Origin of the sequence: Streptomyces sp. GS7 (genome assembly GCF_009834125.1) — a bacterium.
Taxonomy (GTDB): domain Bacteria; phylum Actinomycetota; class Actinomycetes; order Streptomycetales; family Streptomycetaceae; genus Streptomyces.
In genome coordinates this window covers 1830855-1849913 of sequence record NZ_CP047146.1, presented here as the reverse complement: position 1 = coordinate 1849913, position 19059 = coordinate 1830855, and the positions used below count along the sequence as shown (strand labels likewise).

Here is a 19059-nt window from a genome sequence, read left to right as displayed (position 1 = left end):
GGCCTACAGACCCGAGTCGGGCGTACGGACCAGGATGCGGCTGCAGTTCTCGCACCGCACGACGGCGTCGGCGGCGGCGGCCCGGACGTCGTTGAGCTCGGTGATGTTCAGCTCCAGCCGGCAGCCCTCGCAGCGGCGCTGGTAGAGGCGGGCCGCACCGACGCCGCCTTCCCGGGTGCGGATCTTGTCGTAGAGCTTGACGAGCGCCTCGGGGAGGTCAGCGACGGTCAGTTCGCGCTCCTTGGTGACCGTGGCGGCCTCGGCGTCGATCTCGGCGTACGCGGCGTCCCGGCGGGCGGTGGCGTCGTCGACCTTGGCCTGGATCGCCCCGACCCGGCCGGTCAGCTCGGCGGCCCGCTCCTGGGCGGTCTCGCGGCGCTCCATGACCTCCAGCACCACGTCCTCCAGGTCACCCTGGCGCTTGGCCAGCGAGGCCAGTTCGCGCTGGAGGTTCTCCAGGTCCTTCGGGGAGGTGATGGCGCCGGAGTCCAGGCGCTTCTGGTCGCGGGCGGCGCGCTGGCGCACCTGGTCCACGTCCTGCTCCGCCTTGGTCTGCTCGCGGCTGGTGTCGCTCTCCTCGGTCTGCGCGGCGACGAGCAGGTCGCGCTGCTGGGTGAGGTCGGCCTCCAGGGTCGTCAGCTCGGCCAGCTCGGGGAGGTTCTTGCGCCGGTGCGCGAGCTGGGTGAGCCGGACGTCCAGGCTCTGGACGTCGAGAAGGCGGATCTGGTCGGCGGGCGCGGCGTTCAGCGTGGGGCTCCTGTGGTGTGGGAATTGTCAGGGGGGCTGGTGAGCGGGGCGGACGCCGCGTGGGCGGTCCAGGGGTCGGTGACCGTACGGGAGACATGCGTGCGCAGTCCCCAGCCGTGCCGGTCGGAGACCGCGTCGAGCTGGGCCGCGGCCTGCTCGCACCACGGCCATTCGGTGGCCCAGTGGGCCGCGTCCAGCAGCGCCAACGGGCCGTGCTGCGTGGCCTCGGAGGCCGGGTGGTGGCGCAGGTCGGCGGTGAGGAACGCGTCCACGCCGGCCGCCCGTACGTCGTCGAAGAGGCTGTCGCCGGAGCCGCCGGAGACCGCGAGGGTGCGGATCTCGCGGTCCGGGTCGCCGGCCGCCCGGATGCCCTGCGCGGTGGCGGGCAGGCGGGCGGCGGCGTGGCCGGCGAGCTCGGACAGCGTCATGGGGTGCGGGAGTTCGCAGATCCGGCCCAGGCCGCGGCGGCCGGCCGGATCGCTCGCGTCCGGCACCAGGGGGCGCAGGATCCGCAGGTCCAGCGCGCCGGCCAGGGCGTCGGAGACACCGGGGTCGGCGGTGTCGGCGTTGGTGTGCGCGACGTGCAGGGCGATGTCGTGCTTGATGAGGGTGTGCACGACCCTGCCCTTGAAGGTCGAGGCCGCGACCGTCGTCGTCCCGCGCAGGTAGAGCGGGTGGTGGGTGACGAGGAGGTCGGCGCCGAGCTGCACGGCCTCGTCGACGATCTCCTGGACCGGGTCGACGGCGAACAGCACCCGGCGCACCTCGGCGCCGGGGTCGCCGCAGACGGTGCCGACGGCGTCCCATCCCTCGGCCCGCTCGGGGGGCCACAGGACGTCGAGCGCGGCGAGGACTTCAGACAGTACGGGCACGGGGGGAAGGTTACCTCTCACCCGTGCCACCGCACCGCCCCGCGGTCCGCCGAGGGCACCGGGCACCGGGTCCGCGCGGGTCGGTGCCGGGCGGTCAGTGCCGGACGAGGAAGCCGCGCAGGTCGTCCAGGACGCCGTCGGCGGCGGTGACGCCGAGGCCGAGGTACCAGGTCTCGTCCTTCACGTTCCTCGCGTGGCCGTCCCTGACCGCCTTGAGGTTCTTCCAGAGCGGGTTCCGCTCGGCGGTGTCGCGCTTGGTGGACCCGGGGTCGCCGTAGACGCCGGTGAAGATCCAGTCGGCGTCGGCCTGGTCGATGTTCTCCGGTCCGACCTCGGTGGCGAGGTCGTCGGCCCGCTGGTTCTCGGGGCGGGGCAGGCCGACGTCCTTCAGGACGGTGCCGATGAAGGAGCGCTGGGCGTAGAGGCGGGTGAACTGCGGCATGTACCGCAGCATCGTCACGGTCGGCTTCTTCGGGCCGATGTCCTGGCCGAGCCTTCTCGCCGTGGCCTCGTAGGCGGCGAGCTTCGCCTCGGCCTCGGAGGTCTTGTCGAGGGCGGCGGCGTTGAGCAGGTAGTTCTGCTTCCAGGTGTAGCCGGGGCGGATCGAGAAGACGGTCGGGGCGATCTTGCTGAGCTGCTGGTACTGCTTCTCGGCGCGCAGCCTGCTGCCCAGGATGAGGTCGGGCCTGAGGCGGTTGACGGCCTCCAGGTTGAGGCCGTTGACGGTGCCGACGCTCTCGGGGTCGCCGGCGTCCTTCTTCAGGTAGTCCGGGATGGCCTTGTCGCCCTCGGTGGGTGCGTAGCCGACCGGCTTGATGCCGAGCGAGACGACGTTGTCGAGTTCGCCGACGTCGAGGACGATGACGCGCTTCGGCGCGGAGCGGAGGGTGGTGGTGCCCATCGCGTGGCGGACGGTGCGCGGGAAGTGGCCCGGCGCGGCGTCGGTGCCCATCTTCGCGGTCTCCTCGGCGGCCTTGCCGAAGTCCTTGCCGCCCTGGGCAACGGACTGGGAGCCGGCGCCGTGGTCGCTGCCGCCCGTCGGCCCGGCCGAGCCGCAGCCGGCGAGCGCGAGGGCGCCGGCTGCGGCGAGGGACAGGGCGGCGGCTCGGCGGCGAAGGGGCATCACACACTCCAGGTCGGATCGGCTGCCGCCGGCCGCCGGGCGCAGCGCTCCGACGCCCCGGCGACAACTTAGGGCACCCTGACTTTACGCATCCTTGAATCACGAAGCACAACCACCCCACCCACCACCGGCGAACCGGACAATCGCCACCCTTATGCGTGAAGACCGGCAACTCTCGTTGATCCGCCCGAAATGCGAAAACTAACGTCCCTCCACTGGAGGTGGCCACCGATGACGATCTGTGCCAGTGAGGACGCCACATCGCTCGACAGCCCGCACCGCGCGGCGCTGACGATCACCGCCGACGGCTCGTACGCCGCCCGGCTCGCGCGTCACGACGACGCCGCCGGGAGCTGGTTTCCGGAGCGCTGGACGATCGGCGGCCCGGAGCCGTACGCGGTACCCCTGCCGGGCAGCCAGCCCGAGGAGCCGGACAGCGAACTGCTGCCGCTCGCGGACGGCCGGGTGCTGCTCCTGCGCCGGGTCGCCGACCGCTTCACCGTCTCCCTGCTCTACCCGACCGACCCCGGGACCCGGGAGGTCCTGCTCGGCGCGGTGCCGGCGGACACCCTGACGCTGCTGCCGCCCACCCCGCGCGGGACGCTCGGCTATGCGCTGGCGCCCGGCACACGGGGCACCGCGCTGTGGCTGGTGCACGGCGGCGCGGCCGGGCCGGAGCGGGTCGCCGTGGTGCCGGGGCGCTGCACGGGCGGCGCCTGGCTGGACCACGACGGGCGGCTGCTGGCGCTGGACCGGGAGCTGGACGGCCGGACCAAGACCGTGGTGGTCGACCTGGCGCGCGGCTGCCCGGCCAGTCCGCTGCTCCAGATCACCGAGCGGAGCAACGACCGCCTGCTGCTGGCCGATCCGGACAGCGGGCTGCTGCTCGTCCGGTCCGACGCCCCGGGGCACGACCGGCTGGGCTGGGGCGTGCTCGGCAGCAGCCTGCCGGTGCGCTTCCCGGAGTGCCTGCGGGCTCCCGGCATGGCGGTGACGCCGTTCGCGCTGCAGCCGGGGCGGATGCTGCTTCCGGAGAGCTGTGCGGTGGCGTTCCGGATCGACGCCGCGAGCGGGACGTGGCTGGGCGTATGGCGGCCCGCGGGGCGGCGGTTGCGGCAGTTCCGGGCGCCGGAGGGCTGGCTGGCGGGCGCCGGGCTGTGGACGCGGGACGGTGAACTCCTGCTGCCCTACGCGACGGACGCGGTGCCGTGCGGGATGGCGCGGATGACCGTACCGCCGGAGCCGGTCGCGGTGCGGGTGGCCGCCGGGCCGGTCGTGGGGCAGGCCGCGGCCGTGGGGACGGTCGATGCCGTACGGCCGGTCGCGGTGCCGGTCGCCGCGGTGCCGGTCGCCGCGGTGCCGGTCGCCGCGGTGCCGGTCGCCGCGGTGAACGGATCAGGAATCACGCATTCCGGGGGCGGGATTGTCCCGGATGCTGCGCATACCGGTATCGACTCCACAGCATCTCCACATCTCAAGGTCATCGACACGGAACCGCACACCAGTGCCACGCATCCCCGATTGTGCAGGCCAGTGCCCCTGCAACAGGCACCTCTCGGGGCCCGGGAGGCCCGGTGAAGCGCTGGTTTCCGCCCAGTTACTATTCAGGCGGGGGCTACGCAGCCGGTTGACCCGGCCACCGACAGCGCCGCACGGGTTTCGCCCCGGCGGTAGCTGGGGGAGGTCCCGACGCGTACAGCTGCAAGCGATCTGACGGAGTGACTCTTTCCATGTCCGAAGCCCGAACCGACACGACCCAGGCGCGCCCCCAGGTGGCCTCCGCCCAGGCCGCCGAGGCCGCAGGCGCCGGCAAGCACCGCGGCCAGGCTTCCTCCAGCGAGGAGGCCCAGGCCGCCGTGCACGGCCGGCACCGCCGGGACCAGCAGGCGCAGACCGCCTGAGGACCCACCCGACGCCGACGGCCGCGGCCGACGCACCGCTTCCCGCGGGCGGCGGCCGCGGCCGTTTCCGTGCGTGCACCGGTCCGCACCCGAACGGACCGGCCGTCAGCCGTGCTTGAGGCCCAGCACCTCGGCCGCCGCGAAGGTCTCGTGCGCCGGGCGCTCGGCGTAGTACGGCGTCAGCAGGCCGTCCAGCTCCTCGTAGCTGAAGACCTCCTTGGCGGTGTCGAACTTGGCGGCGATCCGGGGGCGTTCGGCGATCGCGACCATCCCGCCGTGGACGACCAGCAGCTGGCCGTTGACCCGGGCGGCGGCCGGCGAGGCCAGATAGCCGACCAGCGGCGCGACGTGCTCGGGTGCCAGCGGGTCGAGGCCGCCGTCGTCCGGGACCTGGAATCCGGCGAAGACGTCCTCGGTCATCCGGGTGCGGGCGCGCGGGCAGATCGCGTTCGCGGTCACGCCGTACTTGGCCAGCGCCAGCGCCGTGGACGTGGTGAGGCCGACGATGCCGCCCTTGGCCGCCGCGTAGTTGGGCTGGCCGGCCGAGCCGGCGAGGAACGCCTCGGACGAGGTGTTGACGATCCGGCCGAAGACCGGGCCGCCGGCCTCCTTGGAGCGGGCGCGCCAGTGTGCGGCGGCGAAGTGGGTGGTGTTGAAGTGCCCCTTGAGGTGGACGCGGATCACCGAGTCCCACTCGTCCTCGGTCATCGAGAACACCATCCGGTCCCGGAGGATCCCCGCGTTGTTGACCAGGATGTCCAGCCGGCCGTAGGTGTCGATCGCCAACCGGACGAGTTCTTCGGCCTGTTGGTGGTCGGCGACGTCGCCGAGGTGGGCGACCGCCTGCCCGCCCGCCGCGCGGATCGCTGCGGCGGCCTCCTCGGCGGGGGCGGCCGAGGCGGTGCCCGAACCGTCCCGGCCGGGCTGACCGAAGTCGTTGACGACGACCCGGGCGCCGAGGCGGGCGAGTTCCAGGGCCTCGGCCCGGCCCAGACCGCGTCCGGCGCCGGTGACGATCGCGGTCAGGCCCTCCAGTGGCTGTGCCATGCGTGTCCCCTCCTGTCCTGTCATGCCCTGTCCCGACCCGTCCTGTCGTCCCGCACGGCGGTCGGTGTCAGATCTCGATGCAGGTGCGGAGCGAGGTTCCCGAACGCATCTGGTCGAGGGCGTCGTTGATCTCGGCGAGCCGGACGCGGTGGGTGATCAGCCCTTCGAGGTCGATCCGGCCGGCCCGCCACAGCGCGATGGCCCGCTCGTAGGACCGCAGCACGTCGCCGCCCCCGTACAGCGACGGCAGGATCCGCTTCTCGTCGAAGAACAGCTCGAACATGTTGACCTGGAAGGTGTCGTCCAGCGCGCCCGCGCCGACCACGCACAGGGTGCCGCCGCGCCGGGTCGTCTCGTACGCGGTGCGGGTGGTGGCCGACTTGCCGACGACCTCGAAGACGTAGTCGAAGCCCTCTCCCCCGGTGATCCGGGCCTTGGCGTCGGCGAGTTCGTCCGGCGCCACGGCCTCGGTGGCGCCGAAGCGGAGGGCGGCCTCGCGGCGGGCGGCCACCGGGTCGACGGCGACGATCTGCGCGGCGCCGCAGGCCCGCGCGCCCTGGATGACGGAGATGCCGACGCCGCCGCAGCCGATCACCGCGACCGACGACGCGGCCTCCACCTTCGCGGTGTTGAGGGCGGCGCCGAGCCCGGTGGTGACCCCGCAGCCGATCAGCGCGGCGATCTCGTACGGGACGTCGTCCGGGATGGGGACCGCGCAGTCGGCGGCCACCACGACCTCCTCGGCGAAGGTCCCGGTCCCGGCGAAGCCGAAGACCTCCCCGCCGGGGCGCCGGAAGTTGGGCGTGCCGGCGTTCATGAACCCGGCCAGGCACAGGTGCGTCTGGCCCCGCTTGCAGGACGGGCAGCCGCCGCAGGCGGGCAGCCAGCACATCAGGACCCGGTCGCCCTGCCGCAGTCCGCCGACCCCGTCGCCGACATCGAGGATCTCGCCGGCGCCCTCGTGGCCGGGGACGAACGGCGCGGGCTGCGGCAACACCCCGTTCATCGCGGAGAGATCGGAGTGGCACAGCCCGGTGGCCCGGATGCGTATCCGGACCTTCCCCGGCCCGAACCCCGTCGCCTCGACGTCGTCGAGCACGTCGAGCTTGTCCTGTCCCGTCTCGTGCAGTACGGCTGCGCGCATGCGCACTCACGGCTCCTCTCGCGGCTTCACGGCAACAAACGGCGACCGGATGTCCCGGCCGTCGCCCCTCGGGCAGGACCTGGGGCCTGCCCGACCCCGACCCACCGGGCAGGGCCTAGCGGTACGCGATCACGGTGTCCGCCAGCACCGGGGCGTCGTCGCGGTCGGCCGCGGTGACCGACACCTGGAGGCGGCCCGCCTCGGGGGCGTCCCGCCAGACGTGGATGCGCAGCGTCTCCCCCGGGAAGACCACCCCGGCGAAGCGGGTGGTGTACGAGCGGACCCGCCCGACGTCGCCGCCCAGCGCCGTGTCGACGACCGCCTTCAGCGTGACCCCGTACGAGCACAGCCCGTGCAGGATCGGCCGGTCGAACCCGGCGAGCCTGGCGAACTCGGGGTCGGCGTGCAGCGGGTTCCAGTCGCCGGACAGGCGGTAGAGCAGCGCCTGGTCCTCGCGGATGAGCCGCTCGGTGGTCAGGTCGGGTGCCCGCTCGGGCGGTTCGAGGCGTGCGGAGGGCCCGCGTTCGCCGCCGAAGCCCCCCTCGCCGCGGACGAAGATCTGGGTGTCGCAGGTCCACAGCGGGCCGTCGCCGTCGGCCACTTCGGAGCGCAGCACGATGACGGCGGCCTTGCCCTTGTCGTAGACGGCGGGCACGGTCGAGGTCTGGGTGGCCCGGCCGGTGACGGGCAGGGCGCGGTGCACGGTGACGGTCTGCCCGCCGTGCAGGACGGCGGCCAGGTCGACGTCGATACCGGGGGCGGAGAGTCCGCCGGCGAGCGCCATGCCGCCGCCGGCGACGGTGGCGAAGCTGGGCAGGACGTGCAGCGCGCTCTCCAGGGTGTAGCGGAGCTCGTCCGGGTCGGTGGCGGGGTGCGGCTTCTCGGGGGTGGCCGCGCCGGCGCCGATGCCGAGGTGGTAGAGCTGGACGTCCTTGTGGTCCCAGGCGAGTTCGGTGGTCCGCGGCTCGGCGGAGGTGGCCTTGGCGGCGTCGATGGGCATCGGGGGTGCTGCTCCTTCACCACGGTGTGAGACCCCGGCCCGGCCGTCCGCACCGTCGACCGTGCCGGGGTCGTATCGGGTCGGCGGACCGCGTCCGGTGGGCGCGCCGGCGCGCTTCTAGAACGCGTTCTAGCCGATGGCCCTCATGTATAGCCGATGCGCGCCGCACCCGGAAGACCTCTGACGGATTGTCAGATACGGGGAGGGCGGGCGAAGGCGCGGACGTGCCGCGGTGCGGTGCCGCCCGGCGGACCGTGACATTTGTCAGGGCGGATCCCGCACATTCGCACCTGCCGCCCGGCGGCGGACGTCCGTAGCGTCATGGGCACGACGCCGGTGGGGCGTCGTCCGAGGACGAGCACGGCCGGCGCGGCGAGCGCGCCGGCGCAACGGGGAGGGCGGCCATGACGGGGACGGCGGTGCCGGGAGGCACGGCGGTGGGATTCTCCGGGGTGACCCGGAACTACGGCGCGGTGCGTGCCGTGGCCGGGCTGGACCTGGAGATCGCCCAGGGCGAGACGGTGGCACTGCTCGGGCGCAACGGCGCGGGCAAGTCCACCACCATCAGCATGCTGCTGGGCCTGCTGCCGCCCAGCTCGGGCACGGTGCGGCTGTTCGGCGACGAGCCGGAGGCGGCGGTGCGGGCGGGCCGGGTGGGGGCGATGCTCCAGGACGGCAAGCCCATCCCCCGGGTCACCGTCCGCGAGTTGGTCGGCTTCGTCGCCGCCACGTACCCGAACCCGATGGAGGTCTCCGAAGCCCTGGGGCTGGCCGGCCTCGCCGACTTCGGCGGGCGCCGGATCGACCGGCTCTCGGGCGGCCAGGCGCAGCGGGTCCGGTTCGCGGTGGCGCTGGCCGGCAACCCCGAGCTGCTGGTGCTCGACGAGCCCACGGCGGCGCTGGACGTGGAAGCGCGCCGGGCGTTCTGGCACGCCATGCGCGGCTATGCGCGGCGCGGCAACACCATCCTGTTCTCCACCCACTATCTGGAGGAGGCGGACGACAACGCCGACCGGATCGTGGTGATCGACCGCGGCCGGGTGGTCGCGGACGGCAGCGGCGAGGCGGTCAAGCGGCGGGCCGGCGGCTCGCTGGTCTCCTTCGACCTCGCGGGCGCGGGCACCGGCGCACTGTCCGGGCTGCCCGGCGTGACCGCCGTGGAGATCCGCGGCGACCGCGCCCTGCTGCGGACGTCGGACTCCGACGCGACGGTGCGGGCGCTGGCCCACCTGGACCTCATCCGCGGCCTCCACGTCTCCCCCGCCAGCCTGGAGGATGCCTTCCTCCTACTGACCGGCGCACCGGACGCCGACGACGACACCGGCGGCGCGACGGGCCGCGGTGCCACGGACCACGGCGCCGTGGGCGCCCGTACGCCCGCCGCCCACGGCGCGCTGCCCCCGAAGGAGACGGTGTGATGCTCGACTACCTCCGCCTGGAAGTGCGCCGCACGCTGCGCGACAAGGGCTTTGTGATCTTCGGTGTCGGGATGCCGGTGCTGATGTACCTGCTGTTCACCAAGATCGGCGCGGGCCCCGGTGGCGCGCCGATGGCGTGGAAGGTCTCCTCGATGGTCGGCCTGGCCGCGTACGGCGGGCTGGGCGCGGCGATCGGGGTGGGCAACGGCCTCGCCGAGGACCGGAGCCTGGGCTGGCTGCGGCAGCTGCGGATCACCCCGCTGGGCCCGGTCCAGGTGGTGGTGGCCCGCGGACTGGCCGGGACGGTGACGGTGCTGCCGGCCATCGGGGCGGTGCTGCTGGTGGGCGCGCTGGTCAACGGCATACGGCTGGCGGCCTGGCAGTGGGCCGCGCTGGTCGTGCTGCTCTGGCTGGGGACCGCGCCCTTCACCCTGCTCGGTCTCGGCAACGGCTACCGCCTCTCCTCGCAGACCACCGGACTGGTCAACACCGGCTGCCTGCTGCTGCTCTCGCTCGTCGGCGGCCTGTGGTTCCCGGCCGACGCGTTCCCCGGCTGGCTGCGCGCGCTGTCCTCCTGGACGCCCGCCAACCGCTTCGCCGATCTGGGGCTGAGCATCACCCGCGGCGGCGCGCCGGGGCTGACGACGGTGGCGGTGCTGGCCGCCTGGCTGGCACTCTTCGGCGGTTACGCGGTGTACGCGTACCGCCGGGCGGCCCGCTCGGTGTGAGGGACGGCGTGAGGCAGATGGCACAGCGGCGGACACGGGGCGCGAAGCCCGGGGGCGGCAACGGCGGCAGCGGCAACGGCTGCAGCGGCGACGAGGGGCAGGGGTCGTGCGCGACGGTGCCGAAGTGGGCCGAGCGGCAGATGAAGGGCCCCAACCGGTACACCTTCCTGCCCTGGCTGCTGATGGGACTGGGCGCGTTCTCCAACATCATCCACGGCAGGACCGACCACCCGGTGCTGGCCGGCGCCGGACTCCTGGCCTTCAACTCCCTCTACGTCAGCGTCGTCTTCGCCTCCTTCAACCCCCGCAGGCGCGACACCCGCTACCCGCTCTACGCCCTCGGCGCGCTGACCGCCGTCACCTTCGCCATCGCGCTCGGCTTCCGCGGTGACTGGTTCCTCTTCTTCCCGCTGCTGTCGCTGGCCTCCGGTACGGTGCGCGCGCTGCGCGGCAGGCCCCTCGGCGTCTGGCTGATCGCGATCAGCGGCGCGGCCGGCTTCCTGTCCGGCCAGGTCGACCACAGCGTGTCGGGCTCGGTCGGCATCGGCTACGCCACGTTCCTGTCCGGCATGGTGACGGCGACGGTCCTCAGCCTCTTCGACACGATCCAGGAGCTGCGCACCACCCGTCAGGAACTGGCGCGCAGCGCCGTGGAGCGGGAGCGGCTGCGGTTCTCCCGCGATCTGCACGACCTGCTGGGCCACACCCTGTCCGTGGTGGTGGTCAAGGCCGAGGCGGTCCGCCGGCTGGCGCCGCGCAACCTCGATGCCGCGCTGGCCCAGGCCGCCGACATCGAGGCGGTCGGCCGGCAGGCGCTGACCGAGATCCGCGAGGCGGTCACCGGCTACCGCGAGGGCAGCCTCAGCACCGAGCTGGACCGGGCCCGTTCGGCGCTGGAGGCGGCCGGTGTCGACCCCGTCGTACGAGTGTCCGGGCCGCCGCTGCCCGCGCAGGCCGAGGCGCTGCTGGGCTGGGTGGTCCGCGAGGGCGTGACCAACACCGTGCGGCACAGCGGCGCCACCCGCTGCGAGATCGCGCTGCACGCCGACGACGACCGGGCCCGGCTGACGATCACGGACGACGGCCGCGGTCCCGTAGGCTCCGGTTCCGGAGCGCCCGACGGTGCCGCCGGTACGCGGGGCCGCTCGGCCGACCCGGCCGACCCGGCCGACGGCAACGGCCCCGGCCCGGTGGGCGGTACGGGCCTGAAGGGGCTGGCCGAGCGGCTGGCCGCGGCGGGCGGCACGCTGCGCAGCGGTCCCGACGGCCGGCGCGGTTTCCGCGTGACCGCCGAACTGCCGGTGGGCGCGGGCGACATGGCGGATGCGGAGGAGTTGACCAGGTGATCAGGGTCCTGCTGGCGGAGGACCAGGGAATGATGCGGGGCGCGCTGGCGCTGCTGCTCGACCTGGAGGAGGACATGGAGGTCGTCGCCCAGGTCCCGGCGGGCGACCAGATCGTCGACGCGGCGCTGGCCGCCCGGCCCGATGTGGCGCTGCTGGACATCGAACTCCCGGGCCGCAGCGGGCTGGACGCAGCCGCCGACCTGCGCGCGCAGCTGCCGTCGTGCAAGGTGCTGATCGTGACGACGTTCGGCCGGCCCGGCTATCTGCGCCGCGCCATGGAGGCCGGGGCGTCCGGCTTCCTGGTGAAGGACGGGCCGGTGGAGGACCTGGCGGCGGCGATCCGCCGGGTCCTCGCCGGTGAGCAGGTCATCGACCCCGGGCTGGCCGCGGCGGCGCTGAGCGCCGGCCCCAATCCGCTGACCCAGCGCGAACGCGATGTGCTCACCGCGGCCGTGGACGGTGCGACGGTCGCCGATATCGCCGGCCGGCTGCACCTCTCCCAGGCCACCGTCCGCAACTACCTCTCGGCGGCCATCGGCAAGACCGGCACCCGCAACCGCATGGAGGCCGTACGGGCGGCCCGCCGCAACGGCTGGCTGTAGCCGCGGGCCGTACCGGGCACGCGGCCCCCGGCCGGGCGGTCACCCCTGGGCGGCCCCGGCCCGGCGGCGCGGCAGGGCGAGCAGCATCAGCACGATGGACGCCGCCAGCACGATCGCGCCGGAGCCGAAGGCGAGCCCGTAGCCGCTCGCCAGCGCCGTCCGGCCGTGCCCCTCGGCGATCCGGGCGGCGGCGATGGTGGAGAGGACCGACAGGCCCAGCGCGCCGCCCATTTGACGGGAGGTGTTGATCAGGCCGGAGACCAGGCCCTGGTCGGCCGGGTCCGCGCCGGAGGTGGCGATGGCGGCGGTCGGTGTCGCGGTCAGTCCGGCGCCCAGCGCCATCAGGACGCCGGGGCCGAGGATCGTGCCGAGGTACGTCCCGTGGGCGGTCATCGTGCTCTGCCACAGCATGCCGGAGAGCGAGATCGCCGCACCGGTGACGGCCAGCGTCTTGGCTCCGACCCGGTTCATCAGCCGCGGCGCGAGCTTCGAGCCCAGCACGATGCTCAGCGAGTGCGGGATGAAGGAGAGCCCGGCCTCAAGTGGCGTGTAGGAGAGGACGTTCTGGACGTAGAGGGACAGGAAGTACCACATGGAGAACATCGCGGCGCCGGCCAGCACCATCGCCGCGTTCGCCGACGAGACCGAGCGCAGCCGGAAGAGCCCCAGCGGCATCAACGGGGCCTTGGTGCGCGCCTCGACGGCGACGAAGGCCGCGACCACCAGGAGCCCGGCGGCCAGCGGCAGCAGCGCGGCGGCCGACCCCCAGCCGTGCGTCTCGGTCTGCACGATCCCGTAGGCCACCAGCCCGAGCCCGCAGGTCACCAGCAGCGCGCCGGGCACGTCCAGCCGCCGCGTGGCACCCTGCCGGCTCTCGGTGAGCCAGGTCACCGCCCCGGCCAGGACCAGCGCCCCCACCGGCACGTTGATCAGCAGCACCCAGCGCCACGACAGGTACTGGGTGAGCACCCCGCCGACCAGGCCGCCCACCGCGCCACCGCCCGCGCCCACCGCGGTCCAGGTGGCGATGGCGCGGGTACGGGCCGGGCCGGCCGGGAACGACGTGGTGAGGATGGTCAGCGTCGCCGGGGAGAGCACCGCCGCGCCGACGCCCTGGACGGTGCGGGCCGCGATCAACTGCCAGGGCTGCTGGGCGAGTCCGCCGGCCAGGCTCGCGACGGTGAAGAGCGCCAGCCCGAGGACGAAGATCCGCTTGCGGCCGAAGAGGTCGGCGGCCCGGCCGCCGAGCAGCATGAAGCCCGCGAAGGTGATCACGTAGGCATTGACGATCCACTGGAGGCCCAGCTCCGACAGTCCCAGGCCGGAACGCATGGCGGGCAGGGCCACGTTCACGACGGAGACGTCCAGGACGACCAGGAACTGCCCGGCGCAGACCAGCAGCATCACCAGCCAGGACGGCGCCGCCGCCCGGCGTGCGGCGGCGGACAGCGTGGAAGGGGTGGCTATCGGGGGCATGCGGACCATGCTCGCACTCGCCGCGCGCCCGGCGCATCGGGATATCGGTGCATCGGACATCTGTCGCACGGCCTAGTCCCGGAGGCGTAGGACGCGCCTGCCCGCTTCCCCTCCCCTGCCCCTCTCTCCCCTCCCCTCAATCCCTTCCCCTCCCCTCACCTCCGCAGCAGCGTCACCACCGCCGCGCCGCCCAGCCCGATGTTGTGGGCCAGCCCGACCCGGGCGCCGGGCACCTGGCGCTCGCCCGCCGTTCCGCGCAACTGCCATACCAGTTCGGCGGTCTGGGCCAGGCCGGTCGCGCCCAGGGGGTGGCCCTTGGAGATCAGGCCGCCGGACGGGTTGACCACCCAGCGCCCGCCGTAGGTCGTGGCGCCGTCGGCGACCAGCTTCCCCGCGTCGCCGTCCGCGCACATGCCCAGCGCCTCGTACGTCAGCAGCTCGTTGATGGAGAAGCAGTCGTGCAGCTCGATGACGTCGACGTCCTCGATACCGAGGCCGCCGTCCGCGTAGACCTGCCGGGCCGCGGCCCGGGACATCGGCTTGCCGACGACGTCGATGCAGGAACCGGAGACGAAGCTCGCCTCGGTGTCCGTCGTCATGGCCTGGGCGGCGATCTCCACCGCCCGGTCCGCCAGGCCGTGTTCGCGTACGAAGCGCTCGGAGGCGAGCACCGCCGCCGCGGCGCCGTCGGAGGTCGGCGAGCACTGGAGCTTGGTCAGCGGGCGGTGGACGGTCCGGGCCGCGAGGACCTCCTGGACCGTGTGGACGTCCTGGAACTGCGCGTAGGGGTTGTGCGCGGAGTGCCGGTGGTTCTTCGCGCCGACCGCGGCGAGCTGTTCGGTCGTGGTGCCGTACCGCTCCATGTGCTCGCGGGCCGCGTTGCCGAAGATCTGGGCGGTGGGCGGGGTCGCCTCGAAGCCGTGGGCGGCGGCCATCACCCCGTAGTGGCGGGCCACCGGAGAGGTCGCGAAGCCTCCGCCGTCCGCACCGGCGCCGAGTGCGCCCCGCTTCATCTTCTCGAAGCCGAGGGCCAGCACGCAGTCGTTGAGGCCGGCGGCGACGAACTGACGGGCCATCATCAGTGCGGTGGAGCCGGTCGCGCAGTTGTTGTTGACGTTGTAGACGGGGACGCCGGTCAGCCCGAGTTCGTAGACGGCGCGCTGGCCGGCCGTCGAGGGCTGGTAGCAGTAGCCGACCGGCACCTGCTCGACCGCCTCGTAGCCGATCCCGGCGTCCGCGAGGGCCGCGCCGCCCGCCTCCTTCACCATGTCCCAGTACTGCCAGTCGCGGGTCTCGGGCTTCTCGAACCGGGTCATCCCGACGCCGACGATGTACGCCTTGCCAGCCATGCGAATCCTCCTGGGGTCAGATGAGGGGGCGGGGCTCCGGATCCCGCGGCAGGCCCAGCAGCCGTTCCGCGACGACGTTGCGCTGCACCTGGGTCGTCCCGCCGGCGATGGTCAGGCAGCGGGACATCAGGAAGCCGTGCAGGGCCCGTTCGCCGGCGCCCTCGCGTACCGCGCCGGCCGGGCCGAGGAGTTCCAGCGCCAGTTCGGCGACCTTCTGCTGGTGGGCGGTCTGCACCAGCTTGCGGATGCCGGCGCCGGGGCCCGGCTCCAGGCCCGACACCTGCTGGAGCGTGGTGCGCAGCCCGATGCAGGCCAGCGCATGCGCCTCGGCGGCCAGCGCACCGACGCGCGCCCGCACCGACGCGTCCAGTCCGGCGGAGCGGTCGAGGAGTTCCTCGAGCCCGGTGTCGAAGGTCAACTGGTCGGCCATGTGGACGCGTTCGTTGTCCAGGGTGGTGCGGGCGACCCGCCAGCCGTCGCCGGCCCCGCCGACCACCGCGTCGGCCGGCAGCAGCACGTCGTCGAAGTAGACCTCGTTGAAGAGGGCGTCCCCGGTGATCTCCTTGAGGGGGCGGACGTCGATCCCGGGTGCCTTCATGTCGACGAGGAAGAACGTCAGGCCGCGGTGCCGGGGCGCGTCCGGGTCGGTGCGGGCGAGCAGGATGCCGTGGTCGGCCCACTGGGCGGCCGAGGTCCAGACCTTCTGGCCGTTGATCCGCCAGCGACCGCCCTCGGCCGGCGTCGCGCGGGTGCGCAGCGACGCCAGGTCCGAGCCGGCCTCCGGCTCGGAGAAGAGCTGGCACCACAGGAGGTCGCCGCGCAGCGTCGGCGGCAGATAGCGCCGCTGCTGGGCGGCGGTTCCGTGGGCGAGGAGCGAGGGGACCACCCAGGTGGCGATGCCGAGATCGCCGATCCGGACGCCGGCGGCGGCCAGTTCCTGCTGGATGGCCAGCTGCTGGACGGGGCCCGCGCCCAGTCCGTAGGGCTCGGGGAGGTGGGGTGCGGCATAGCCGGTGGGGGCCAGGGCACGGCGCACGGCGGCCGGGTCCAGGCCGCGGACCCCGCCGACGACGCCCCGGGCCTGCTCCCGGAACGCGTCCGCCGCGGCGGGGAGTTCGAGCCGGAGCGCGCGGCGGGCGCCGGCGGCGGCGTGGCGGGCGGCCCGCAGCCGGTGGCCGTCGCCGCCGCCGAGGAGCTGGCGGGCGGTGACCGCGCGGCGCAGATGGAGGTGGGCGTCGTGCTCCCAGGTGAAGCCGATGCCGCCGAGGATCTGGATGCAGTCCTTGGCGCAGCCGACCGCGGCGTCCAGGGCGGTCGCGGTGGCCAGCGCGGCGACCAGCCCGCGCACCTCCGGCGGTTCGTCCAGCGCGCGGGCCGCGTCCCAGACCAGCGCACGGGCCTGCTCGCAGCGTACGAGCATGTCGGCGCAGAGGTGCTTGACGCCCTGGAACTGGCCGATCGGGCGGCCGAACTGCTCGCGCACCGCGGCGTGTTCGGCGGCGGTGTGCACCGCCCAGGCGGCGGTGCCGCAGCCCTCCGCGGCGCTCAGCACGCCGGCCAGGTCGCGGACCAGGGCGCCGTCGAGCGCCAGCCGCCGGCCGCCGGGGACCGCCACGCCGTCCGCGCGCACCTCGGCGACCGGCCGCGTGGGGTCGGCGCTGTCGTGGGCGCGGACGGCGAGGAGGTGGGCGTCGACGGCGAGCCAGACCTCGTCGGCCGAGCCTTCTGCGCTTTCCGCGCTCTCCGCGGCCAGCACGAGCAGATCGGCGTCGGCGCCGGCCAGGACCGGTGGCGCGGTGCCGTCGAGGACATGGCCGTCGGCGTCCGCCGCGGCGGTGAGCGAGCCGGCGCCGAGGGCGACGGCGGCGGTGCGTTCGCCGGTGGCCAGGGCCCGTACGAGGTCCCGGGGCGCGCCGCCGCGGTGCAGCAGTTCGGCGGCGAGGACGGTGGGCAGATAGGGCCCGGGCAGCGCGGCACGCCCGAACTCCTCCAGGACGACGGCGAGATCGAGCAGGGTGCCGCCGCCTCCGCCGTCGGCCTCCGGGAGGTGCGGGGCGAGCAGGCCCTGGGCGGCGAGCCCGTCCCAGTACGCGGGCCGGCCGGGGCGCAGGGGCGCGGCGTCGAGGAGTTTGCGCACCTCGCCGGGCGGCACGGTGCGGGCGGCCCAGCCACGGGCCGCCTCGGCCAGGTCACGGTGGTCTCGCGTGATTCCGATGCCCATGGCGGGCAGAGTAGAACACGTTTCAATCTGATGGAAGGTCAGACGGCGGCGGAAGGGCGGACGCCGCGCGGACGGCGGAGGCGAAAGCGGTCCGGACCGGACGGGAACGGTTCGGAGCGGATCAGAGCGGATCGGAACGGCACGGATGCGCACCGGAAACAGTCCGGTGAATTCCCGTACGGACCGTTCCGCTATTCCGTTCGCCCGCCGGCTCCGCCGCGCCCGGCAGGCGAATTCGCGGCATTCCCGGGCCCCACCGCGCACGCGGCAAACACCCGCCGGCGAAACGTCCGGCCGGCGAAATGGGAACCCCCGTTCCGATATCGCTCCCGGCATACGGCACGATGAGCCACTGACCGCCGCCGCACACCAGGAGGATGCGCATGACCGCCCCCACGGCTCCGACAGCACCCCGGCCGGAGATTCTCGCCGCGTTCGAGGCGGCGAAGGGCTTCATGCCGGCGGACGAAGGGCTCGCGCTGTACGCGGCGGCCACCGAGGCGGCGGCGCTCGGGCTGCCGCTCGTGGAGGTCGGCACCTATTGCGGGCGCTCCACGATCCTGCTCGCCGACGCCGCCCGCGCGGCCGGCGTGACGGCCGTCACCGTGGACCACCACCGGGGCAGCGAGGAGCAGCAGCCGGGCTGGGAGTACCACGACCCCACGGTCGTCGACCCGGTGGTCGGGCGGATGGACACCCTGCCCACCTTCCGCCGCACCCTGCACGCCGCGGGCCTTGAGGACCACGTGATCGCCCTGGTGGGCCGGTCGCCGCAGGCCGCGGCCCTCTGGCAGGCGCCGGTGGGCCTGGTCTTCATCGACGGCGGGCACACCGACGAGCACGCCACCGCCGACTACGAGGGCTGGGCCCCGCACGTCGCGCCCGAGGGCCTGCTGGTCATCCACGACGTCTTCGCGGACCCGGCGGACGGCGGCCAGGCCCCGTACCGGATCTACCGCAGGGCCCTGGCGTCCGGCGCGTTCACCGAGGTCGCGGTGCACCGCTCGCTGCACGTCCTGCGCCGCACCGGCCCCGGAATCTGAGCGGGCTACCATCGCGAACGTGTCGAACGGCAGCAGCTTCCCCCCGCCCCGGCGCCTGCGCGGCACCCTGCTGATCGCGCTGGCCGCCGTGGTCGCCGTCGGCGCCGCGGGCTGGCTGGCCTGGCGGTCACCGGGCGGCGGACGGCCGCACGCCGGGACGTCCGCCGCCGGCTCCCCGGCACCCGACGGCAAGGGCGGCACGGCAGGCCCCTCCGCACACCCGGGCAACCCGCACGGCAGCCTCAAGGGCAGGACGGTGCTGCTCGACCCCGGCCACAACCCGACCAACCACGACCACACCGCGCAGATCGCCCGCCTCGTGGACATCGGCAACGACCGCAAGGAGTGCGACACCACCGGCACCTCCACCGACGACGGCTACGCCGAGGCGTCCTTCAGCCTCGACGTCGCCCGGCGCGCCCGGACGCTCCTCCGGGCGGAGGGTGCCAAGGTCGTCTTCACCCAGGACGGCGACCGGCCATACGGCCCGTGCGTGGACGAGCGCGCCGCCATCGGCAACGCCGCGCACGCCGACGCCGCGGTCTCCATCCACGCCGACGGCTCGGCCGTGGGCAACCGCGGCTTCCACGTCATCCTCCCGGCCCGGGTGCAGGCCGGCGCGGCCGACACCTCCGCGATCACCGGCCCCTCGCGGGACCTGGGCGAGCGGCTGGCCGGGCGGTTCGTGGCGGCGACCGGAAGCGCCCCGTCCAATTACGTCGGCCACGGGACGGGCCTCGACACACGCTCCGACCTCGGCGGTCTCAACCTGTCGACGGTGCCGAAGGTCTTCATCGAGTGCGGCAATATGCGCGACCCCAAGGACGCCGCGGAATTGGCCGACGCCCAGTGGCGGCAAAAAGCGGCCCGCGGGATCACGGAGGGCATTACGGACTTCCTGACGCGCTGACCGGACTTTCTCGACACGTCCCGTACCGGCGCGCCGCCTGCTCCGCCATCGTGATTGCCGCGCCGATACCGGCGGGACGATCCACAGGATTCGGGGCTAGGTTCCCCTTTACCATGGGGTGCCACCGCCGTG

The 19059-nt window shown here is 74.1% G+C and carries 17 protein-coding genes; 8 read left to right on the top strand and 9 right to left on the bottom strand.

The genetic code is table 11. From position 1 onward, the window contains the following. Positions 1-3 precede the first annotated feature (3 nt). The 3 genes from GR130_RS07830 to GR130_RS07820 all read right to left on the bottom strand — a co-directional run bounded on the left by GR130_RS07830 (position 4) and on the right by GR130_RS07820 (position 2742). The gene (locus GR130_RS07830) at positions 4-747 is read right to left on the bottom strand and encodes a zinc ribbon domain-containing protein (RefSeq protein WP_159509815.1); all 744 of its coding nucleotides are present in this window, start codon (positions 745-747) and stop codon (positions 4-6) included. Further along, on the bottom strand, positions 744-1619 hold the full coding sequence (locus GR130_RS07825; RefSeq protein ID WP_159504035.1) for a Nif3-like dinuclear metal center hexameric protein: 876 nt from the start codon (positions 1617-1619) through the stop codon (positions 744-746). Before GR130_RS07825 ends, GR130_RS07830 begins: the two co-directional genes overlap by 4 nt. Positions 1620-1713: 94 nt before the next feature. Next, a complete protein-coding gene (locus GR130_RS07820) occupies positions 1714-2742 on the bottom strand; it encodes an ABC transporter substrate-binding protein (RefSeq protein WP_159504034.1) in 1029 nt (342 codons plus the stop codon). 231 nt (positions 2743-2973) lie between these two features. Here GR130_RS07820 and GR130_RS07815 point away from each other — a divergent pair, with 231 nt between their 5' ends. Both GR130_RS07815 and GR130_RS39715 read left to right on the top strand, forming a co-directional pair. After that, a complete protein-coding gene (locus GR130_RS07815; RefSeq protein WP_159504033.1) occupies positions 2974-4320 on the top strand; it encodes a hypothetical protein in 1347 nt (448 codons plus the stop codon). A gap of 152 nt (positions 4321-4472) precedes the next feature. Beyond that, entirely contained in the window at positions 4473-4643 is a 171-nt protein-coding gene (locus tag GR130_RS39715) for a hypothetical protein (RefSeq protein WP_201304828.1), read from the top strand. Between the two features lie 105 nt (positions 4644-4748). On the opposite strand, the gene GR130_RS07810 is transcribed toward GR130_RS39715, so the two are convergent. From GR130_RS07810 to GR130_RS07800, 3 genes are all read right to left on the bottom strand, one after another. After that, complete coding sequence (locus GR130_RS07810; RefSeq protein ID WP_159504032.1) at positions 4749-5690, bottom strand: 3-oxoacyl-ACP reductase; 942 nt, start codon at positions 5688-5690, stop codon at positions 4749-4751. A 67-nt stretch (positions 5691-5757) separates the two neighbouring features. After that, the gene (locus tag GR130_RS07805; RefSeq protein WP_159504031.1) at positions 5758-6834 is read right to left on the bottom strand and encodes a Zn-dependent alcohol dehydrogenase; all 1077 of its coding nucleotides are present in this window, start codon (positions 6832-6834) and stop codon (positions 5758-5760) included. 115 nt (positions 6835-6949) lie between these two features. Then, on the bottom strand, positions 6950-7834 hold the full coding sequence (locus GR130_RS07800; RefSeq protein ID WP_159504030.1) for a MaoC/PaaZ C-terminal domain-containing protein: 885 nt from the start codon (positions 7832-7834) through the stop codon (positions 6950-6952). 404 nt (positions 7835-8238) lie between these two features. Here GR130_RS07800 and GR130_RS07795 point away from each other — a divergent pair, with 404 nt between their 5' ends. The 4 genes from GR130_RS07795 (at position 8239) to GR130_RS07780 (ending at position 11928) form a co-directional block, all read left to right on the top strand. Then, positions 8239-9252, top strand: a complete 1014-nt coding sequence (locus tag GR130_RS07795) for an ABC transporter ATP-binding protein (protein ID WP_159504029.1) — start codon at positions 8239-8241, stop codon at positions 9250-9252. After that, a complete protein-coding gene (locus GR130_RS07790) occupies positions 9252-9980 on the top strand; it encodes an ABC transporter permease (protein WP_159504028.1) in 729 nt (242 codons plus the stop codon). The genes GR130_RS07795 and GR130_RS07790 overlap by 1 nt, the downstream gene beginning before the upstream one ends. A 140-nt stretch (positions 9981-10120) precedes the next feature. After that, positions 10121-11326 carry a histidine kinase gene (locus tag GR130_RS07785; protein ID WP_236573927.1) on the top strand — a complete coding sequence of 402 codons (1206 nt, stop codon included), beginning with the start codon at positions 10121-10123 and terminating at the stop codon, positions 11324-11326. Continuing rightward, entirely contained in the window at positions 11323-11928 is a 606-nt protein-coding gene (locus GR130_RS07780; protein ID WP_159504026.1) for a response regulator transcription factor, read from the top strand. The genes GR130_RS07785 and GR130_RS07780 overlap by 4 nt, the downstream gene beginning before the upstream one ends. A 39-nt stretch (positions 11929-11967) precedes the next feature. Here GR130_RS07780 and GR130_RS07775 read toward each other — a convergent pair whose 3' ends face one another. The 3 genes from GR130_RS07775 to GR130_RS07765 all read right to left on the bottom strand — a co-directional run bounded on the left by GR130_RS07775 (position 11968) and on the right by GR130_RS07765 (position 16974). Beyond that, complete coding sequence (locus GR130_RS07775; protein WP_159504025.1) at positions 11968-13413, bottom strand: MFS transporter; 1446 nt, start codon at positions 13411-13413, stop codon at positions 11968-11970. A gap of 146 nt (positions 13414-13559) precedes the next feature. Beyond that, the gene (locus GR130_RS07770) at positions 13560-14753 is read right to left on the bottom strand and encodes a lipid-transfer protein (protein ID WP_159504024.1); all 1194 of its coding nucleotides are present in this window, start codon (positions 14751-14753) and stop codon (positions 13560-13562) included. Between the two features lie 16 nt (positions 14754-14769). Further along, the gene (locus GR130_RS07765; RefSeq protein ID WP_159504023.1) at positions 14770-16974 is read right to left on the bottom strand and encodes an acyl-CoA dehydrogenase; all 2205 of its coding nucleotides are present in this window, start codon (positions 16972-16974) and stop codon (positions 14770-14772) included. 383 nt (positions 16975-17357) lie between these two features. Between GR130_RS07765 and GR130_RS07760 the strand changes: the two genes are divergently transcribed. Continuing rightward, entirely contained in the window at positions 17358-18017 is a 660-nt protein-coding gene (locus GR130_RS07760; RefSeq protein WP_159504022.1) for a class I SAM-dependent methyltransferase, read from the top strand. 19 nt (positions 18018-18036) lie between these two features. Next, on the top strand, positions 18037-18927 hold the full coding sequence (locus tag GR130_RS07755) for an N-acetylmuramoyl-L-alanine amidase (RefSeq protein WP_159504021.1): 891 nt from the start codon (positions 18037-18039) through the stop codon (positions 18925-18927). Positions 18928-19059 lie beyond the last annotated feature (132 nt).

Coding starts and splice junctions, on each gene's coding strand:
- GR130_RS07760 (WP_159504022.1), top strand. CDS start 17,358: ATGACCGCCCCCACGGCTCCGACAGCACCCCGGCCGGAGATTCTCGCC.
- GR130_RS07810 (WP_159504032.1), bottom strand. CDS start 5,690: ATGGCACAGCCACTGGAGGGCCTGACCGCGATCGTCACCGGCGCCGGA.
- GR130_RS07790 (WP_159504028.1), top strand. CDS start 9,252: ATGCTCGACTACCTCCGCCTGGAAGTGCGCCGCACGCTGCGCGACAAG.
- GR130_RS07815 (WP_159504033.1), top strand. CDS start 2,974: ATGACGATCTGTGCCAGTGAGGACGCCACATCGCTCGACAGCCCGCAC.
- GR130_RS07770 (WP_159504024.1), bottom strand. CDS start 14,753: ATGGCTGGCAAGGCGTACATCGTCGGCGTCGGGATGACCCGGTTCGAG.
- GR130_RS07800 (WP_159504030.1), bottom strand. CDS start 7,834: ATGCCCATCGACGCCGCCAAGGCCACCTCCGCCGAGCCGCGGACCACC.
- GR130_RS39715 (WP_201304828.1), top strand. CDS start 4,473: ATGTCCGAAGCCCGAACCGACACGACCCAGGCGCGCCCCCAGGTGGCC.
- GR130_RS07765 (WP_159504023.1), bottom strand. CDS start 16,974: ATGGGCATCGGAATCACGCGAGACCACCGTGACCTGGCCGAGGCGGCC.
- GR130_RS07775 (WP_159504025.1), bottom strand. CDS start 13,413: ATGGTCCGCATGCCCCCGATAGCCACCCCTTCCACGCTGTCCGCCGCC.
- GR130_RS07795 (WP_159504029.1), top strand. CDS start 8,239: ATGACGGGGACGGCGGTGCCGGGAGGCACGGCGGTGGGATTCTCCGGG.
- GR130_RS07805 (WP_159504031.1), bottom strand. CDS start 6,834: ATGCGCGCAGCCGTACTGCACGAGACGGGACAGGACAAGCTCGACGTG.
- GR130_RS07820 (WP_159504034.1), bottom strand. CDS start 2,742: ATGCCCCTTCGCCGCCGAGCCGCCGCCCTGTCCCTCGCCGCAGCCGGC.
- GR130_RS07785 (WP_236573927.1), top strand. CDS start 10,121: ATGAAGGGCCCCAACCGGTACACCTTCCTGCCCTGGCTGCTGATGGGA.